The organism is Pseudomonas sp. Hz4 (assembly GCF_054898165.1).
Genome location: NZ_CM142719.1, coordinates 5407635 through 5425055, shown reverse-complemented (window position 1 = coordinate 5425055; position 17421 = coordinate 5407635). Strand labels below are relative to the sequence as shown.

At 57.9% G+C, this 17421-nt stretch carries 13 protein-coding genes and 2 pseudogenes; 3 read left to right on the top strand and 12 right to left on the bottom strand.

The window, feature by feature from the left end:
* Positions 1-160: 160 nt before the first annotated feature.
* Positions 161-556: pseudogene (locus ACYZTR_RS25000) on the bottom strand (IS3 family transposase); the annotation flags it as partial.
* Positions 557-765: 209 nt separating this feature from the next.
* Positions 766-1704 carry a LysR family transcriptional regulator gene (locus ACYZTR_RS24995; RefSeq protein WP_461974711.1) on the bottom strand — a complete coding sequence of 313 codons (939 nt, stop codon included), beginning with the start codon at positions 1702-1704 and terminating at the stop codon, positions 766-768.
* A 117-nt stretch (positions 1705-1821) separates the two neighbouring features.
* Between ACYZTR_RS24995 and ACYZTR_RS24990 the strand changes: the two genes are divergently transcribed.
* Positions 1822-2217, top strand: a complete 396-nt coding sequence (locus ACYZTR_RS24990; protein WP_461979883.1) for a RidA family protein — start codon at positions 1822-1824, stop codon at positions 2215-2217.
* A gap of 242 nt (positions 2218-2459) precedes the next feature.
* Here the strand turns inward: ACYZTR_RS24990 and ACYZTR_RS24985 are convergent, their stop codons facing one another.
* Entirely contained in the window at positions 2460-3578 is a 1119-nt protein-coding gene (locus ACYZTR_RS24985; protein ID WP_461974709.1) for a DUF4142 domain-containing protein, read from the bottom strand.
* Positions 3579-4115: 537 nt separating this feature from the next.
* On the opposite strand from ACYZTR_RS24985, the pseudogene ACYZTR_RS24980 reads away from it, so the two are divergent.
* Positions 4116-5335: pseudogene (locus tag ACYZTR_RS24980) on the top strand (IS3 family transposase).
* 451 nt (positions 5336-5786) lie between these two features.
* On the opposite strand, the gene ACYZTR_RS24975 reads toward ACYZTR_RS24980, so the two are convergent.
* The 9 genes from ACYZTR_RS24975 to exaC all read right to left on the bottom strand — a co-directional run bounded on the left by ACYZTR_RS24975 (position 5787) and on the right by exaC (position 15197).
* Entirely contained in the window at positions 5787-6539 is a 753-nt protein-coding gene (locus ACYZTR_RS24975) for a S24 family peptidase (RefSeq protein WP_461974707.1), read from the bottom strand.
* A 219-nt stretch (positions 6540-6758) separates the two neighbouring features.
* The gene (gene ppa / locus ACYZTR_RS24970; protein WP_282379152.1) at positions 6759-7286 is read right to left on the bottom strand and encodes an inorganic diphosphatase; all 528 of its coding nucleotides are present in this window, start codon (positions 7284-7286) and stop codon (positions 6759-6761) included.
* Positions 7287-7559: 273 nt separating this feature from the next.
* The gene (locus ACYZTR_RS24965) at positions 7560-8372 is read right to left on the bottom strand and encodes a M90 family metallopeptidase (protein WP_461974705.1); all 813 of its coding nucleotides are present in this window, start codon (positions 8370-8372) and stop codon (positions 7560-7562) included.
* A 6-nt stretch (positions 8373-8378) separates the two neighbouring features.
* Entirely contained in the window at positions 8379-9035 is a 657-nt protein-coding gene (locus ACYZTR_RS24960) for a DedA family protein (protein WP_461974703.1), read from the bottom strand.
* Between the two features lie 217 nt (positions 9036-9252).
* Positions 9253-9714 carry a GNAT family N-acetyltransferase gene (locus tag ACYZTR_RS24955; RefSeq protein ID WP_461974701.1) on the bottom strand — a complete coding sequence of 154 codons (462 nt, stop codon included), beginning with the start codon at positions 9712-9714 and terminating at the stop codon, positions 9253-9255.
* A 124-nt stretch (positions 9715-9838) separates the two neighbouring features.
* Positions 9839-10657 (bottom strand): ethanolamine ammonia-lyase subunit EutC, encoded by an 819-nt coding sequence (gene eutC / locus ACYZTR_RS24950; RefSeq protein WP_461974699.1) that lies wholly within the window; start codon positions 10655-10657, stop codon positions 9839-9841.
* Between the two features lie 8 nt (positions 10658-10665).
* Positions 10666-12060, bottom strand: a complete 1395-nt coding sequence (locus ACYZTR_RS24945) for an ethanolamine ammonia-lyase subunit EutB (protein WP_461974697.1) — start codon at positions 12058-12060, stop codon at positions 10666-10668.
* Between the two features lie 51 nt (positions 12061-12111).
* Positions 12112-13560 carry an ethanolamine permease gene (eat, locus tag ACYZTR_RS24940; RefSeq protein WP_461974695.1) on the bottom strand — a complete coding sequence of 483 codons (1449 nt, stop codon included), beginning with the start codon at positions 13558-13560 and terminating at the stop codon, positions 12112-12114.
* Between the two features lie 116 nt (positions 13561-13676).
* Complete coding sequence (exaC, locus tag ACYZTR_RS24935) at positions 13677-15197, bottom strand: acetaldehyde dehydrogenase ExaC (protein WP_461974693.1); 1521 nt, start codon at positions 15195-15197, stop codon at positions 13677-13679.
* A 305-nt stretch (positions 15198-15502) separates the two neighbouring features.
* Here exaC and ACYZTR_RS24930 point away from each other — a divergent pair, with 305 nt between their 5' ends.
* Positions 15503-17416, top strand: coding sequence for a sigma-54-dependent Fis family transcriptional regulator (locus ACYZTR_RS24930; RefSeq protein ID WP_461974691.1), 1914 nt, complete (start codon positions 15503-15505; stop codon positions 17414-17416).
* Positions 17417-17421 lie beyond the last annotated feature (5 nt).

Here is a 17421-nt window from a genome sequence, read left to right as displayed (position 1 = left end):
CAGCAGTGCCGGCGTTTTTCAAGGTAGTTGTCGCGCCAACCGTCTAACTATGCCAACTATGCCGCTCTTTTTCTCAACCTGTTGCTCTCGATCCGGGTTCAACAACACGGTACCGATCGGCTCCCAGTTACGCGTTCGACCCGACCAGCGTTCCGAGATTTCTCTTTGGCTCCATCGTACAGATCATGTCCCACGACCACACCTGATTAGGCGCTTTGGCCGCATGCGTCGTCGGTGCCGCGTATCGCCTGGGGCGCTGACTACGGCCTCGATGTTGCTGTTGACCCGCCGCACGCAAGACGCGATAAAACGTCGCCTCCGACGCCAGATAACGCTCTTGATCAGCCAGGCGCGGCACGATCTGACTCGGTGGTAGATGGGCGTACTCAGGACTGTTGCACAGCGTCACAATGGTCTGGCGCTCAGCCTCGTTCAGCGCATTTCGCGGAGTTGGCCGTGTGACCGTCGTTGGGGCATCGGTCTGGATATCGTCCGTTTCAGTCCACCGTTGCAAGGTCCGCAGCGATAGAGCGATTTCCCGGCAGGCACTGATTTTCCCCGTTTTATCCGTGAGTTTGTCCAGTGATCCGCGTCGACGCCATCTGGCTCGCCACCGATCCCATGGTTATGCGCGCCGGTATTCTAAGCGAACACGATTGACCTTTACGTCAGGCCCCCAATGCACCAACGAAATTTTCACCCTAAACCTGTCTAGTCCCACGTTGTCCAGGAGTGTCTGCAACCAGGCGCGACGGTGTCAAAAGGCTATGGGGTGTCAGCGCGCGTCGGCAGAGCAATTTCCGGCACATGCTTGATCATCAACTCCACTACCCAGTCCATGAACACGCGTAATTTTCGGCTGACATGGCGGTTCGGTGCATAGGCCATATATAGCGGCATTGACGCGATGTCCCAGTCCTCGAACAGCGGCACAAGTTCGCCGCTCGCCACTGGTTGCAAAGCCATATATCGCGGTAGCCATAGAACCCCCAGGCCAGCCTGTCCGGCTGCTAGATAGGCATTGCCATCGTCCACGGCCAGCACATGTCGGCCGTGTACTTCCAACTGCTCGCCCATACGCCGCAAGGTGTAAGGGAGCGCTTTGCCTGTTCGCGCCCATCGATACCCCACGACACGATGCTCGCCTTCCTGCAATTCGCGCGGATGTTCTGGCACGCCATAGAGGGCCAGGTACGTGGGCGCTGCGTACACTCCCAGCGGCAGATCGGCGATGTGCCGCGCGACCAGGGAGGTGTCGGTGATCTCTCCGCCGCGAATCACACAATCAACGCTCTCATCTATCAGGCTCACATGACGGTCGCTCACGCCCAGGTCTAGCTGGATGTCCGGGTAGCGCTCATGGAATGCCGGTAGCGCCGGAATCAGTAGCAATCGGGCCAGCGGACTGGGCACATCCACCCGCAGGCGCCCACGCGGCGCAGCTGCGGCACTGGATAGCGCGGTTTCAGCATCATCTAATGCCGCCAACAAGAACTGCACCCGCTCGTAGTAGACGGTGCCATCGGCGGTCACCTTCACTTTGCGTGTGGTGCGATTGAGCAGCTTCACACGCAAGCGCGCCTCCAGTTGCTGGACGAGTTGGCTCACTGTGGTTTTGCTCATGTGCAAGGTGCGGGCGGCCCGAGTAAAGCTGCCGGTTTCTACCACCCGAGCAAAGGCTTGCATGGCATCGAAACGATCCATGGGGGGCTCCATATTGTTTGGGATTTACAAACAGTAATGGCCAGCATTGCCTGTTTATCGGGCCCGAGCAAGCGCCGTAAAGTGTTCATGTCGCTTCCCCACTATTGGAATTTTCTGATGAACCAACGAGATGTTGTATTCCCCGCCGGCCGTCACGCCCTTTACGAGCGCAACCGTTATTCAGCTGCGGTACGCGCCAATGGCTTGCTCTTCGTTTCCGGCCAAGTGGGCAGCCGTGAAGATGGGTCACCGGAGCCAGAACTCAAGGCACAAGTTCGACGCGCTTTCGAGAATCTCAACGCGGTGCTGGCTGCAGCCGGTTGCAGCTTTGATGATGTCCAAGACGTTACCGTCTTCATGGTTGAGCCGCAGAAGATCTTCGAACAGGTATGGGAGGTCGTGCCGGAGTATTGGGGCGAGGCGCCTTTTCCCACAGTAACGGCGGTAGGGGTCACTTGGCTGTACGGTTTCGATGTTGAGATCAAGGTTGTCGCTAAACTCCCTAACGCCTGAGTCTAAGCCTGCTCACCTTAAGCGAATCGAATCACCCTATTCTGTGGAGCTATGTGATTGCAGCTAGAGTCAGAAGGCAATCCAGCATGAAAATCCTGCCGTTAAGGGCGATCGCGTCCGCTTAAAAATACGCGGACACCATCGCCCTTAATGCTGGACTTCGGAATTAGTTGACCACTGCAGTACAGGTACAGTAGAGCCTCTTGTTGGATGTTTGCGGCAGCACCGCAACACGGTTATCACTACATACTGTCTTGAAGTTCTTTGGCTTTCTCAAGGTGAGCAGCGATATGTGTCCGCGTTTCTGTTAGGTGTTTTTTTAGAGCATCGTTTTTTGCCGTCTCGATAAGCTTGCCATCAATCATGCTTAAAACTTCGGTATGTCCATTGACCATTGCCTCCAGGTAGCCACGCTCAAACGCCGATCCCTCGAGAGAAACTAACGCGGCAAGCTCGCCCGCGCCTTTCACTTGCAGTTTCTCCACCGTGGCGGTGTTGGTCGGCGTCACGCCCATCTGCTGACCGAGCTTCATGGTTTTGCCCATGCTCAAGCCGTGTTCTTGATGAAGCATTTTTGCGTATTCTAGGGTTTGCTGGCTGATTTCTTTTTTCTGCGCTTCTGCAGCGGCGAGCACTTCATTCATATCTACAGCGATGACGGTAGCCAAGATCTCGGCATCAGTCTCCTTGCCTTTGTTGGCGGCAATTTGAGCTTTAGCATCAGCGTCGTCATCTGCAAACCGCACGGGTGAACCGGGGATAACGGGCTTGTCCGAAAAGGCGGCGGCGGAGGCTTTGACCGGCTGGAACTGCAGGGCTTCGACGTAGGCCGGGTGCTTGCCTGTCACGTCCTGTTGAACAATTTCGCCGAACGCTTGGCGAGCCTGTTCCACGGTCTTCTTGCCGATGATAATGTCGTGATCAAGGTTCAAGGTCAGGATGTTGTGCCCTTCTAGGTCACAGCGCGCCGAAAGCTCGCCGACTGTGCGATTGATCGTGCTGCTCGCGTCGAATTCGATCAGGTCACCTACCTTATTCTGCGGCACGTTATAGGCTACAGTGTGCTCGAGAAAATCGACGTGCGGCAGAGGAAAGTCATGCGGCGTCTCGAGCTTTAATACAGCGATCCGCTTGAAAGCTCCGGCATTGTGCCAAACGAGCCGTTCGGACGTCGCCTCCTGCGGCGGGCCGTATTTCGCCATCATCTCGTTAGCTCCGAGTCTGGGCCGTTCCGGCCATCCAGCGACGATCTTTTCAACGGAGGTGCGCTCGGCTGTCGATTGAGCTATTGCGGGGCTTCCGACTAGAGAAGCAGCTACGATTATGCTCGCGACAAAGACGTTTGACTTTAGAATCGTCATGAATTTATCTCCAATGTAGATGTGCAATGGGCCGTTTAAATGCTGCTCAAGCAAACTCAAAGGCTAGATATGGTGGACATATTAATAACTCTCTTCGTTCCGTTCCCAACCAAATTCGAAATAATGCCACCCTGAACCTTGGCTACGATGTTGATATCCATCATTGATCCACTCTTTCCGCAAGAGAATGCTTCGCAGCTCTGACGCCGCTCTGATGTTCAGCATGACGCTTCATGTTCGGCGCGATAAGACACTGCCGGTTAATGTTTTTAATTTATCAATCTTGAGTTGGCGATTTTCCTGCTCCGGCTACCGAATAAGCTGTAGCCCAGCTGCCGGTGGTTTTACCGAGCCGACCTTCCCCGACTGCTCAGCCGCGTACTGCTGTACCTAGCGCCGGACGACTGTAATTCCTTGCCGTCGCAGGCTTCATGCGACTGTAGCTGTGTACAGACGTCCTCCCGACATGAACGAGCCCTATGAAAGACAGGACACCGTTTCCCCCTTACGATAAGGGATAGGCAAACGGTTATGTTTATGACTAATAGCAACGACAAGAGTGGTGAGCTTTTGGGCCAGGAGCGGCGGCGCCGCTGGAGCCCAGAGCAAAAACTGGCCATAGTTCGCGAGAGCCTTGAGCCAGGACAAAGCGTTTCGGTGGTGACTCGGCGTAACGGCATCAATGCCAACCAACTGTTCCTGTGGCGCAAGCTTTACCAGGACGGCAGTTTGTCGGCGGGTCAGTGCCGGTGAAGCCGTGGTGCCTGCCTCCGAGCTGAGCGATGCGCTCAAGCAGATCCGTGAGCTGCAACGGATGCTGGGCAAGAAAACGATGGAGGCAGAAATCCTCAAAGAGGCCGTGGAGATCGCCCGGTCGCGAAAATGGATTGCGCACTCACCCTTGTTGCCGGGGGACGACCAGTGAAGCTGGTCAGCAAATGTCTCGGTGTAGCGCGCTCGCAATTAACGGTTCGAATCAAACAATCGGTATCGCCCAAAGTACGGCGAAGCAGGCCTGTGGACGACGCTGATCTGGTGGTTGAAATCCAGCAACAGGTCAGCGAGCTGCCCAGCTATGGCTACCGTCGGGTCTGGGGATTGCTGCGTCGCGCCCGTGAAACCCAGTCGCTACCGTCAATCAATGTAAAGCGGGTTTACCGGGTCATGCGTGATCACAACTTGCTGCTTGAACGCAGAATCAAACAGCCCGGCGTGCCGCGTCGGAACGAAGGCCGTATTGCGGTGAAAACCAGCGATACGCGTTGGTGCTCGGACGGCTTTGAGTTCCGCTGCGAGGACGACGCGAAACTGAGCGTGACCTTCGCCCTGGATTGCTGTGATCGCGAAGCTATTGGCTGGGTCGCGAGCCCAACCGGGTACAGCGGCGATGACATCCGCGACTTGATGCTGGAAAGCGTGGAAAAGCGCTTTGGCGACCAACTGCCCACAACACTGATGCAATGGCTAAGCGATAACGGCTCGGCCTACACCGCCGAACAGACGCGCCTGTTTGCTCGACAGATCGGTTTGCAGCCGGTGACCACCCCGGTACGCAGCCCGCAGAGCAGCGGCATGGCCGAGAGTTTCGTGAAGACGATCGAGCGTGATTACGTGGCGCACATGCCCAAACCGGATCGGGAAACGGCGTGCGCAACCTGGCAATTGCCTTCGAGCACTACAACGAGCAGCATCCGCACAGCGCCTTGAACTATCGCTCGCCGAGAGAGTTCAGGCGCTTGGCGGCAGCATTAATTTAACGGGGAGTTAGTGTCCGGTTTTGTAGGGGAAAATCCAGTCGGATGAGGTCAAAAGGCGTTGAACGCCATCGGACAGGGGAACGCCTGAAGCCCCCGGAATAGCTAAGCTATTGGCAGGATTCTCGGATGAGATAGGATTATTTCGGACAATTAAAAAGCCGGCTTGTGGCCGGCTTCTCGGGGACTGGCTTGGTTCATTTTTGGTAAACCGCGCCAGCCTTCAAAACGTACACCCGGATCTTGCGTCCGGCTGTGGGACTTGGCGAGAAAATCATCTGCCTTGTCGGTGCGCTTCTCCGCCGCGGGGCGGGTCGATGCGCAAATGAGGGGCGCAGCATACTGATTTTTTTGGTGAATTCCCAGCGTGGTGTGCGGGGTAGAGCTATCCCGTGACTTGTAGCAGCTGGAGGAGCCGAGCGCAGGCTTCGCCAGCTGCTACAAGGTTATGTGTTTACAGAAAAGGTATGGGTGGCCTGCGTTTATTCAGGGTCGACCACCAGAACACCCATCCCAGAACCCTTATGTTTTGTTCTTCGATTTGCGGAGGTCTGAAGACTTCATCCGGGTATTCGGAGCTGTTGTGGCTGCGCATGCGTATTGCGTTGCCTGGTACCCGGCTCAGGTATTTGATGCGCAACATGCCGTCGTGCTCGATTGCGTAAATCTCTCCGTCGACAATTTGCGTGAGCCCGCGGTCGATGGCGACGATGGAGCCGTCTTCAATTTTTTCGGCCATGCTGTTGCCAACCATGCGGGCGCAGATGGCATCGGCGTGGTTGATTTCCAGGGAGTCAAGATCGCGGCGCGGCAGGCGGATCGATTCGCTGGGGTCTTTGATGACATGGGTTTTGTCGGAGCCGGGGGCAGTGGCCGCTTCTTTGTAAAAGGGTAGTTCGATATCGACTGGCTCGATGACCCGATAGGCGCCCCGGATTGACTGGGCGTTGAAGGTGTTGCCGGATGCGTCGATCAGATGCAATTCCCTGGCGTCTTGCGGTCCTTCGCCGGATTTCAGCCATTCAGTGTTCACGGACAGTCTTCTGGCGACGTCCTCCATACGGTAGTCAGGAACTCCGCGGGTATACCAGTTATGGACAGTTTGAGGGTCGGAAATGCCCAGGAATTCGGCAAATCTCGTTGTCGTGATTTGGAGCTCTTTCAGGAGCATTCTGAATCGTGGGCCGCAAGTTTTGTTCTTTTTCATAAACACGAGTCTAGCCGTGCGGCATAAGGCTTTGATTCAACAAAACGTTCAAATCTGGCTTGAAATTTAAGTCCTGATGTAAGACGTCTTTTGTAAAAATTAAACAAGAAAAAACCGGCTTGCCCGCCAGTTAAACGTGCTGTTGGATAGGATATTCAAACGCAAAAAACCCCGGATCAACCGGGGTTCTTCGTTATAGCCGTTCGTGAGAGGCGGCGATCAGCCTTTATAGGCAGCAACCGACTTCATGATCTCGGTACGAGCGGCTTCTGCGTCGCCCCAACCTTCGATCTTCACCCATTTGCCCTTTTCGAGGTCTTTGTAGTTCTCGAAGAAGTGCTTGATCTGTTCCAGCAGCAAAGGTGGCAGATCGGTGTATTCCTTCACGTCGACGTACAGCTGGGACAGCTTGTCGTGTGGGACTGCGATGACTTTGGCATCGCCGCCGCCGTCGTCGGTCATGTGCAGGATGCCGACCGGACGGGCGCGGATGACCGAACCTGGAGTAACCGGGTAAGGGGTCACAACCAGCACGTCGAGGGGGTCACCATCGTCAGCCAGGGTGTTCGGGATGAAACCGTAGTTGGCCGGGTAGAACATCGGGGTGGCCATGAAACGGTCAACGAACAGGCAATCGCTGTCTTTGTCGATTTCGTATTTGATCGGCGCGTGGTTCGCCGGAATCTCGATCGCGACGTAGATGTCGTTCGGCAGGTCTTTGCCAGCCGGAATCTTGCTGTAGCTCATTGGGCGGTGCCCCCGTTAGTTGACCAAAAACACTTGGCCGGATTGACCAAAAAGTGGCGGCGATTATAGGCATATTCCGCCGCCGATGCCACGATCCAAGGGTCGTAGAGACCCGGGTGTCCTGTCTCACCGATACTGTCGCTTTTTGACGGCGTCCGTTGCGACCATGCTGCGTTGCCGCTCTTCGCCATAGCCAGCTATGACTCGTCGCAGCGCCTTGCCTGGCCACAACGGCCACTCGCCAAAAGAGCAACGTATCGGTGAGACAGGACACTAGTCGCGTGCCTGATAGACCGGGTCTTCGGCCAGAAGTTGCCGTAGCCGGGTTAGCGGGTCCTGACGGTAAAACAGTTTCAGCTGCTCATAGACCTGAGGATACGCCTCGTGCAGCAAATCCGGGGCGCTGAAGAAGTATTCGCTGGTGACCGCGAAGAACTCGGCGGGGTTTTCCGCCGCGTACGGGTCGATGGCTGTTTCGGCGTCTGGATTGCAATCCAGTTGCCGATCGAGGTCGTCGTAGGCCGCTTGCATGATCTTGGCCCAGTCGCTGACCCGCATGTCGGCGTGCAGCGGTGGCAGGCCGTTGGCGTCGCCGTTGAGCATGTCGAGTTTGTGCGCGAGTTCGTGGATCACCAGGTTGTAGCCTTCCCAGCCACCGCTGGCCAACACGCCAGGCCAGGCGAGGATGATCGGGCCTTGCTGCCAGGCTTCGCCGCTGTGTTCGCCATCCCATTCGTGTTCGACACCACTGGCATCGCGATGGCGCTGGGGGCTGAGGAAGTCGTCGGGATAGAGAACGATTTCGTGGAAGCCCTGATACCAGTTCAGATCGCCCAGATGGAGCAATGGCAATTGCGCCTGGGCGGCCAGCAGCAGGCGTTGTTCTTGGTGAAGTTCGACGCCGGGCAAGGCGCTCAGGTGCTTGTCTTCGAGGAACAGCACGCTGGCTTCGCGCAACCACTGGTTTTCGGCGGCGCTGATGCCATCGAGAAAACTCAAGTGATGGCGCACCCGCTGCCACATGTCGTCGGCAATTGGATGCTTGGCCAGGATGCGCTGGCGACGCCAGGCGCTAAGGGACCACATGCGGAATCAGCGCGATTGGGGTTTGGACGCGGTGTTGCCGAAGCGGCTGCGGACGATGCCGATGATCATCGGAACCAGCGACAGCAAGATGATGCCCACGACCAGTAGCGACAGGTTTTGCTTGATGAACGGTACGTTGCCGAAGAAATAACCGAGTGTCACCAGGCCACCGACCCACAGGAGGGTGCCGAGGACGCTGAAACCCAAGAAACGCAGGTAAGGCATTTTGGCCACGCCGGCAACGAACGGTGCAAAGGTGCGGATGATTGGCAGAAAGCGCGCCAGGGTCACAGTTTTGCCGCCGTGCTTGTCGTAAAAGTCGTGGGTTTGCTGCAGATAGTCGCGACGGAAGATTTTTGAGTTCGGATTGCTGAACAGTTTTTCGCCGGCCGTACGTCCGATGACGTAGTTGGTGCTGTCGCCGAGAATCGCCGCCAGCATCAGCAGGCCGCCCAGCAACACCGGGTCCATGCCACCACCTGCCGCTACTGCGCCAGCGATGAACAACAGGGAATCGCCCGGCAGGAACGGCATCACCACCAAACCGGTTTCGCAGAAGATCACCAGGAACAGAATGGCGTAAATCCATGGCCCGTAGTTGTTTACCAGCAAATCGAGGTAAACATCGAGGTGCAGGATAAGGTCGAGCGGGTTGAAATCCATGGAGAGCACCTGTGGTGACGGCCCGACTCGGCAGGCTTGTGCGGATGACTTCGCGAAAGGCTACAGACGGGTGTAGTTTTTCTTACAAGCCGGAAAGGTCCGCATTATACGGGCTGAGAGGTGAAAAGCGCGTTGAGTTTGTAGCGGGGGATTTCGGAGCAGTGAGGAGAAAAATCGCAGCCTCAGGACATACCCATAGCGGCTGCGATCTTTTCAGTTACAGCGCGTCGCTGATCGGCAACACGTAGTTCTTGAACTCGGTGTCTTCCTTGAACCCGATGGATTCGTAAGTTTTCTGCGCGACTTCGTTATTGCTACTGGTGGAAACGCGCATCCGCACGGCATTGGTTTCCTTGGCCATTTTCTTCGCGGTGCGGATGAGGTTGTCAGCCACCAACTGTCGGCGGGCCTCTTCGGCGACGTAGATGTCGTTGAGGATCCAAACGCGCTTAAGCGAAAGGGACGAAAAGCTTGGATACAACTGACAGAAACCCATCAGTTTGTTGCTATCGTCATCGGCCAGGGCCAGGTAGATCACCGACTCCTTGCGACGCAGGCGTTTCTCGAGGAACGCCCGGGACGAGTCCGGATAGGCCATGGAGCCATAAAACTCGCGATATTTGACGAACAACGGGGTCAGCAGGTCCAGGTGTTCGAGGGTCGCTTGAATAATCCGCATGGTAGGTCTCGTCTTCAAGTGGCTGTCTTCACGTACTCTGACGGCGAACGGTTCTCACTCGGGCAGCCGTGCGTCGATCCTGCCTGAAACTGGATCAGAAACGCAATGCGGAAACGGTTCAGGTTTAGGGCGGACTCAGTAGGAAATTACCTTTCATGTCCGCTCCTGCGTCCGACTCCAATGTCTGAATCTGGGCTTCGTCCTTCAGATTGACCCCTGACAACCGCCGCCGGCAGGCCTCGCGCATCAAATACAGCAACCGGTGTGCCGCCATGCCATAACTCAAGCCTTCGAGGCGGACATTGGAGATGCAGTTGCGATAGGCATCCGTCAGCCCGATCCTGGGATTGTAGGTGAAATACAACCCCAGGCTGTCCGGGGAACTCAGGCCAGGGCGTTCGCCGATCAGGATCACCACCATTTTTGCACCCAGCAATTCGCCGATCTCGTCGGCCACCGCGACCCGGCCCTGTTCCACCAGAATCACCGGAGACAGAGACCAACCCTCGGCTGAAACCTGTTCTGCCATCCGCGCCAGAAACGGCAGGGTATGGCGATGAACGGCCAGCGCCGACAAACCATCGGCGACGACGATCGCCAGATCCACCCCGTCAGGATGGGCCAACGCATAATCGCGCAGCGTTTGCGCCGACTCGTCACTCAACTTGCGTCCTAAATCGGGGCGCTGCAGATAACTGTTTCGATCCGCGGCCGCGCTATGCAGCAGCACACTCTCGTGCCCGCACTCGGCCAGTTGCGAGCTCAGCCCCGCAGGGTCGAACGGCAAGTGCACCGCATCCCGCGCTTGAGCGTGGGCGTACTGGAAATCCAGCTGTGCGCTGGTTGGCATGCTGGTGCCAGTTCTACCCAAGGCAATCCGCGCCGGGGTTAGGCGACGCAGTTCCAGCAACGGGTTCTGTGGATCAACGGGTGATTTATCCATTTCAACGCTCATCCCAGTTGCGCCATCGCTTGGCGGAAAGCCGGCGGCAGGCTGTCGCCGAAGTGAATCTTGCCATCCGTCTGGGTGAAGATGCCCATTTTTGCCAGCCATTGTTCGAATTCCGGCGCCGGTTTCAGGCCCAGCGTCTGGCGGGCGTAGAGGGCGTCGTGGAACGAGGTGGTCTGGTAGTTGAGCATGATGTCATCGGAGCCGGGGATGCCCATGATGAAATTGATCCCGGCTACGCCCAGCAGGGTCAGCAGGGTGTCCATATCGTCCTGGTCGGCTTCGGCGTGGTTGGTGTAACAGATATCGCAACCCATCGGTACGCCCAGCAACTTGCCGCAGAAGTGATCTTCGAGGCCGGCGCGGATGATCTGTTTACCGTTGTAGAGGTATTCCGGGCCGATGAATCCTACGACGGTGTTCACCAGGAACGGTTTGAAATGTCGTGCCACGGCGTAGGCACGGGTTTCGCAGGTCTGTTGATCGATGCCGTGGTGGGCGTTGGCTGACAGGGCGCTGCCCTGACCGGTCTCGAAATACATCAGATTTTGGCCCAGCGTGCCGCGATTCAGGCTCAAACCGGCGTCGTAGCCTTCTTGCAGCACGTTCAGGTTGATGCCGAAACTGGCGTTGGCCGCTTCGGTGCCGGCGATCGATTGAAACACCAGGTCCAGCGGGACACCGCGATTCACCGCTTCGATAGACGTGGTGACGTGGGTCAAAACGCAGGCCTGTGTAGGAATTTCGTAGCGCTGAATGATTGCGTCGAGCATTTCCAGCATGGCGCAGATCGAAGCGATGCTGTCGGTGGCCGGGTTGATGCCGATCATCGCGTCGCCATTGCCATACAGCAGGCCGTCCAAAACGCTCGCGGCGATGCCGGCCGGTTCGTCGGTCGGGTGGTTGGGTTGCAGGCGTGTGGATAACCGGCCGCGCAAGCCCATCGTGCCGCGGAATTGGGTGACGACGCGGATTTTCTGCGCCACCAGCACCAGATCCTGCACACGCATGATTTTTGACACGGCGGCGGCCATTTCCGGGGTCAGGCCGGGGGCGAGGGTGCGCAGGCTCTGTTCATCGGCGGCGTCGCTGAGCAGCCAGTCGCGGAACCCACCGACGGTGAGGTGGCTGACCGTAGCGAAGGCTTGTTTGTCGTGAGTGTCGATGATAAGCCGGGTGACTTCATCGGCCTCATAAGGAATCAGCACTTCTTGTAGGAAATGAGTGAGCGGGATATCAGCCAAGGCCATCTGCGCGGCAACGCGCTCGCCATCGTTAAGTGCCGCGACGCCAGCCAGGAAATCCCCTGAGCGTGCCGGACTGGCCTTGGCCATCACCTCCTTGAGGCTTTCGAAGCGATAAATCAGGCCACCGACAGTGTGAGCAAAACTAGCCATACAGATTCTCCGTGACGGCGCAGATGGGGTCTGCGCCGTAATTTTCGGCCCTTAGTGCAGGGCTTCTTCAGCTTTCTGAATAGCCGCGAATTCTTCTTCGGGCGTGCCTGCTACGAGGTGATGCCGACTGTAGAAGGCAAAGTAAGCAATTAACACTCCATAGATGATCGCAGCGCCAATCACTACACGCGGGTCCACCAGAAAACCCGCCACCACGGCGATGCAAGCCAGCACCAGCGCGACACCCGAGGTGAAGATACCGCCCGGCGTGCGATATGGCCGGTCCATTTTGGGGCGCCGAATACGCAGTGTGATGTGCGCCGCCATCATCAAGACGTAGGAAATGGTCGCGCCGAACACTGCCACCAGAATCAGCAAGTCACCCTGACCGGTCAGCGACAAGCCGAATCCGATGATGCCTGGAATAATCAGTGCCAGTACGGGAGCCTTGCTTTTGTTGGTTTCTGACAGTTTGCGCGGCAGGTAGCCGGCGCGGGACAGCGCAAAGATCTGCCGCGAGTAGGCGTAGATGATCGAGAAGAAACTGGCGATCAGCCCGGCCAAGCCCACTAGATTGACGAAGTGGCCCATCCAGGTCGAGCCACCATAGGCTTTGCTCAGCGCTTCAACCAACGGGTTACCCGAGGTCATCAACGCATTGGCGCCCGCACCGCCAGGGCCGATTACTAGAATCAGCAGGGCAAAGGTCACCAGCACCAGCATTGCGCCAATCAGCCCACGGGGCAGGTCGCGTTTCGGGTTTTTGGTTTCTTCTGCCGCCAGTGGCACACCTTCAACAGCCAGGAAAAACCAGATCGCGTAGGGAATGGCCGCCCACACGCCGACGTAGCCGAACGGCAGAAAGCTGCTGGCGCCCTTGGCCTCGGTCACCGGGATGTCGAGCAGGTTGGCGACGCTAAAGTGCGGCACCATCGCCACCAGAAACACTCCCAGCGCCAGGGCGGCGACGGCGGTGATGACGAACATCAGTTTCAGGGCTTCGCCGACCCCGAAAATGTGGATAGCGATAAAAATGATGTAGAACGCCAGGTAAATCATCCAGCCACCGATGCCGAACAGCGACTCGCAATAGGCGCCGATAAACACCGCGATCGCCGCCGGTGCGATGGCGTATTCGATCAGGATCGCGGTACCCGTCAGGAATCCGCCCCAAGGGCCGAACGCACTGCGGGCAAAACCGTAGCCGCCACCGGCGGTAGGGATCATGGACGACAGTTCCGCCAAGGAAAAGCACATACACAGGTACATGGTCGCCATCAGCAACGTCGCGAGAAACATGCCGCCCCAGCCACCCTGGGCCAGTCCGAAGTTCCATCCTGCGTAATCGCCTGAGATGACGTAGGCCACGCCCAGGCCCACTAGCAGGACCCAGCCTGCCGCGCCTTTTTTCAATTCTCGTTGCTGGAAATAGTCGGAGCCGACCTTTTCGAAGTCGACCGAGGAGGTAGCCGGCTGCACGCTGGCTTGATCGCTAGGCATAGAGGTTCACCTGTTCTTATTGTTTTTGGCCGGCGTGGTGCCGGGTTGGCGCGAAGGCCGGAGGTGCAAGCAAGCTCACTCCCACAAGGAGAGTGGCTTGCTTGCGGCAGACGCTTTTAGAAGAAGCCCAGTGGATTGATGTCGTAGCTCACCAGCAGGTTTTTGGTCTGCTGATAGTGGTCGAGCATCATTTTGTGGGTTTCACGACCGACGCCGGATTTTTTGTAACCGCCGAACGCGGCGTGCGCCGGGTACAGGTGGTAGCAGTTGGTCCACACACGACCGGCCTTAATGGCGCGGCCCATGCGATAGGCGCGGTTAATGTCGCGGGTCCAGAGACCGGCACCCAGGCCGAACTCGGTGTCGTTGGCAATGGCCAGGGCTTCGGCTTCGTCCTTGAAGGTGGTGATGCTCACCACCGGGCCAAAGATTTCTTCCTGGAACACACGCATTTTGTTGGTGCCCTTGAGCAGGGTCGGCTGGATGTAATACCCGGTCGCCAGGTTGCCCTCGAGTTTTTCCACCTTGCCGCCGGTCAGCAGCTCGGCGCCTTCGCCCTTGGCGATTTCCAGGTACGAAAGGATTTTGTCGAATTGCTGCTCGGACGCCTGGGCGCCGACCATGGTGTCGGTGTCCAGCGGGTCACCACGTTTGATTTGCAGGACTTTCTTCATCACTACTTTCATGAAGTCGTCGTAGATCGACTCTTGCACCAGCGCGCGAGACGGGCAGGTGCAGACTTCACCCTGGTTGAAGAACGCCAGCACCAAGCCTTCGGCAGCTTTTTCGATGAAGGTTTCTTCGGCTTGCATGATGTCGGCGAAGAAGATGTTCGGCGACTTGCCACCCAGCTCCACGGTGGACGGAATGATGTTTTCGGCGGCGCATTTCATGATGTGCGAGCCGACCGGGGTCGAGCCGGTGAACGCGATCTTGGCGATGCGTTTGCTGGTGGCGAGGGCCTCACCGGCCTCTTTGCCATAACCTTGCACCACGTTCAGCACGCCCGGCGGCAGCAGGTCGCCGATCAGCTCCATCAGCACGGTAATGCCCAGCGGCGTTTGCTCGGCAGGCTTGAGCACCACGCAGTTACCGGCAGCCAGGGCCGGGGCGAGTTTCCAGGCGGCCATCAGGATCGGGAAGTTCCAAGGGATGATCTGCCCGACCACGCCCAGCGGTTCGTGGATGTGATAAGCCACGGTGTTGCCATCGATCTCTGCAGCGCTGCCTTCCTGGGCGCGGATGCAACCGGCGTAGTAGCGGAAATGGTCGGCCGCCAGCGGGATGTCGGCGTTGAGGGTTTCACGCACCGCTTTGCCGTTGTCCCAGGATTCGGTGATCGCCAGGACTTCCAGGTTCTGTTCGATGCGGTCGGCGATTTTCAGCAGCACCAGCGAGCGAGCCTGGACGGACGTGGCGCCCCAGGCATCGGCGGCCGCGTGGGCAGCGTCCAGGGCTTTGTCGATGTCTTCGGCCGTGGAGCGCGGGAATTCGGCAATCGGTTGGCCATTCACTGGCGAGGTATTGGTGAAGTACTGACCTTTAACAGGCGCGACGAACTCGCCGCCGATGTAGTTACCGTATTTGCTCTTGAACGAAACGATAGCGCCTTCAGTACCGGGGTGAGCGTAACGCATGATATTTCTCCTTGGCTTTTGTATTTATAAGGGAGGCGCGCTTGTGCGCTTGCTATAAGCGTAGAGCAAAGGTCGGGCCACTGCCTTGCAGGTCAGGAAAATCAAAGCCTTACACAGTTTTTGTCGGACCGGCGGACGCTGCCTGTGACGCTTTCGGTACAGCTTTGGTGACACTTTGTACCGCTTCTGGCACAACCTGTGACCGGGTGGTCTTGCCAGCATTGCAATGCGGGCTAGGCTGGAGGATGCTCGCCACAGGCAGTGGCTACAGCTAAGCACTCACCTTTCGGGGAGAACAATAAGAAATGCACGACAACCATTTGAGTCGCCATGCCCAGCAGGTCCTGACCGTCACTCAGGGGAAATCCCACCTGCACGGTCCCGGCAGCGATCCGTCAATTGCGCGTTCCTGGCTGCGTTGTCTCGAGGATTATCACCTCGACCCGGCCCTGACCATGGCGCCCACGGTGCTGGAACATGGCCGCGTACTGGAAAGCCGCGAGCGCTTGCAGCAAGTGCTGCACATCGCCGGCAGCGAAATGACCAGCCTTCATCAGCAACTCTCCGGCGCCGGCCATGCGGTCTTGCTGACCGACGCCCGCGGCGTGATCCTCAATTGCGTCACCGCACCGGCCGAACGGAAGATTTTCGAACGCGCCGGCCTTTGGCTCGGTGCCGACTGGAGTGAAGCGTGCGAAGGCACGAACGGCATCGGCACCTGTCTGGTGGAGCGTCAGTCCCTGACCATCCATCAAGACGAGCACTTTCGCGGCCGTCACACCGGGCTGACCTGCTCGGCGAGCCCGGTGTTCGACCCTCACGGCGAACTGCTGGCCGTGCTCGACGTGTCCTCGGCGCGCCACGAGGTCTCTCGTCAAAGTCAGTTCCACACCATGGCCCTGGTCAATCTGTCGGCGAAGATGATCGAGAGCTGCTATTTCCTGCGTTATTTCGACAATCAATGGCTGCTGCGTTTTCACCTTCAGGCCGAATCCGTCGGGCTGTTCAGCGAAGGGTTGCTGGCGTTTGACGGGGAAGGGCGGATCAGCGCGGTCAACCAAAGTGCGTTGAATCTGTTGGGGCATATTCGCGGTGGGTTGCTGGGCAAACCGGTGGAGGCGTTTTTCGACTGCTCGCTGGATGAATTGCTCGGCCGTGCCAGCGTCAATGCCAGCGCCAGTTGGCCGTTGCGCACGCGCGACGGGCGGAGTCTGTTTGCCGTATTGCGTGGGCAGCCGCGCAGCATTCCGGTGCCGGTGGTGCAAAGCCCGGTGATCGCCGAACCTTCGCGCTTGGCGGGCATTTGTCTGGGCGACACCGGGTTGCAGGAAAATTTCCGCAAATCCTTGCGTGTGTTCGAACGGGACGTGCCGCTACTGATCAATGGCGAAACCGGATGCGGCAAAGAAGCGTTTGCCAAAGCCGTCCACCAGGCCAGCCGGCGGGCAGAAAAAGCCTTCGTCGCGCTTAACTGCGCCGCCATCCCTGAAAGCCTGATCGAGAGCGAACTGTTTGGCTATCGCGGCGGCAGCTTTACTGGCGCGCGCAAGGAAGGCATGCGCGGCAAGTTGCAGCAGGCCGATGGCGGGACCTTGTTCCTCGATGAAATCGGCGACATGCCCCTGGCCTTGCAGACCCGGCTATTAAGGGTGCTGGAAGATCGTCAGGTGGTGCCGATCGGCGGCGAGCCGGAATCGGTCAATGTGCGGATCATCAGTGCCACTCACCGTAATTTGCTGGAGCGGGTGCAGGACGGCAGCTTCCGCGAAGATTTGTATTACCGGCTCAATGGGCTGGAAGTTGCTTTACCGGCGTTGCGTGATCGCAGTGATAAGTCCCAGTTGCTCGACTTTTTGTTGGCCGAAGAGGCGGGCGGGGAAACCGTACTGATCGACAGTCCGGCACGCCAGGCGTTGCTGGCCTTCTCCTGGCCGGGGAACGTGCGGCAATTGCGCAATGTGCTGCGCACGTTGGCGGCGTTGTGCGATGGCGGGCAGATTGGCCTTGAGGATTTGCCGACGATGATTCGTCAGGCTCGGCTGCTACCGGTCGCTGCCTCTGAACAGCCGTCGGAGCATCCGCTGGAGGATGCCGAGCGGCTGGCGCTGCTAAATGCCCTGGAGCAACAGCGCTGGCACATGACTCACACCGCCGAGCAACTGGGCGTCAGCCGCAACACCCTTTATAGAAAGTTGCGTAAGCATCGGATTGCTCGTTAAGAGGC

What these genes read in the sequence shown, in the direction of transcription:
- ppa (WP_282379152.1), bottom strand. Translation starts at nt 7,286, where the DNA reads ATGAGCTACAGCAAGATTCCGGCTGGCAAAGACCTGCCGAACGACATC.
- ACYZTR_RS24995 (WP_461974711.1), bottom strand. Translation starts at nt 1,704, where the DNA reads ATGGATCGTTTCGATGCCATGCAAGCCTTTGCTCGGGTGGTAGAAACC.
- ACYZTR_RS24965 (WP_461974705.1), bottom strand. Translation starts at nt 8,372, where the DNA reads ATGTGGTCCCTTAGCGCCTGGCGTCGCCAGCGCATCCTGGCCAAGCAT.
- ACYZTR_RS24960 (WP_461974703.1), bottom strand. Translation starts at nt 9,035, where the DNA reads ATGGATTTCAACCCGCTCGACCTTATCCTGCACCTCGATGTTTACCTC.
- exaC (WP_461974693.1), bottom strand. Translation starts at nt 15,197, where the DNA reads ATGCGTTACGCTCACCCCGGTACTGAAGGCGCTATCGTTTCGTTCAAG.
- ACYZTR_RS24975 (WP_461974707.1), bottom strand. Translation starts at nt 6,539, where the DNA reads ATGAAAAAGAACAAAACTTGCGGCCCACGATTCAGAATGCTCCTGAAA.
- ACYZTR_RS24930 (WP_461974691.1), top strand. Translation starts at nt 15,503, where the DNA reads ATGCACGACAACCATTTGAGTCGCCATGCCCAGCAGGTCCTGACCGTC.
- ACYZTR_RS24945 (WP_461974697.1), bottom strand. Translation starts at nt 12,060, where the DNA reads ATGGCTAGTTTTGCTCACACTGTCGGTGGCCTGATTTATCGCTTCGAA.
- eutC (WP_461974699.1), bottom strand. Translation starts at nt 10,657, where the DNA reads ATGGATAAATCACCCGTTGATCCACAGAACCCGTTGCTGGAACTGCGT.
- ACYZTR_RS24955 (WP_461974701.1), bottom strand. Translation starts at nt 9,714, where the DNA reads ATGCGGATTATTCAAGCGACCCTCGAACACCTGGACCTGCTGACCCCG.
- ACYZTR_RS24985 (WP_461974709.1), bottom strand. Translation starts at nt 3,578, where the DNA reads ATGACGATTCTAAAGTCAAACGTCTTTGTCGCGAGCATAATCGTAGCT.
- ACYZTR_RS24990 (WP_461979883.1), top strand. Translation starts at nt 1,822, where the DNA reads ATGAACCAACGAGATGTTGTATTCCCCGCCGGCCGTCACGCCCTTTAC.
- eat (WP_461974695.1), bottom strand. Translation starts at nt 13,560, where the DNA reads ATGCCTAGCGATCAAGCCAGCGTGCAGCCGGCTACCTCCTCGGTCGAC.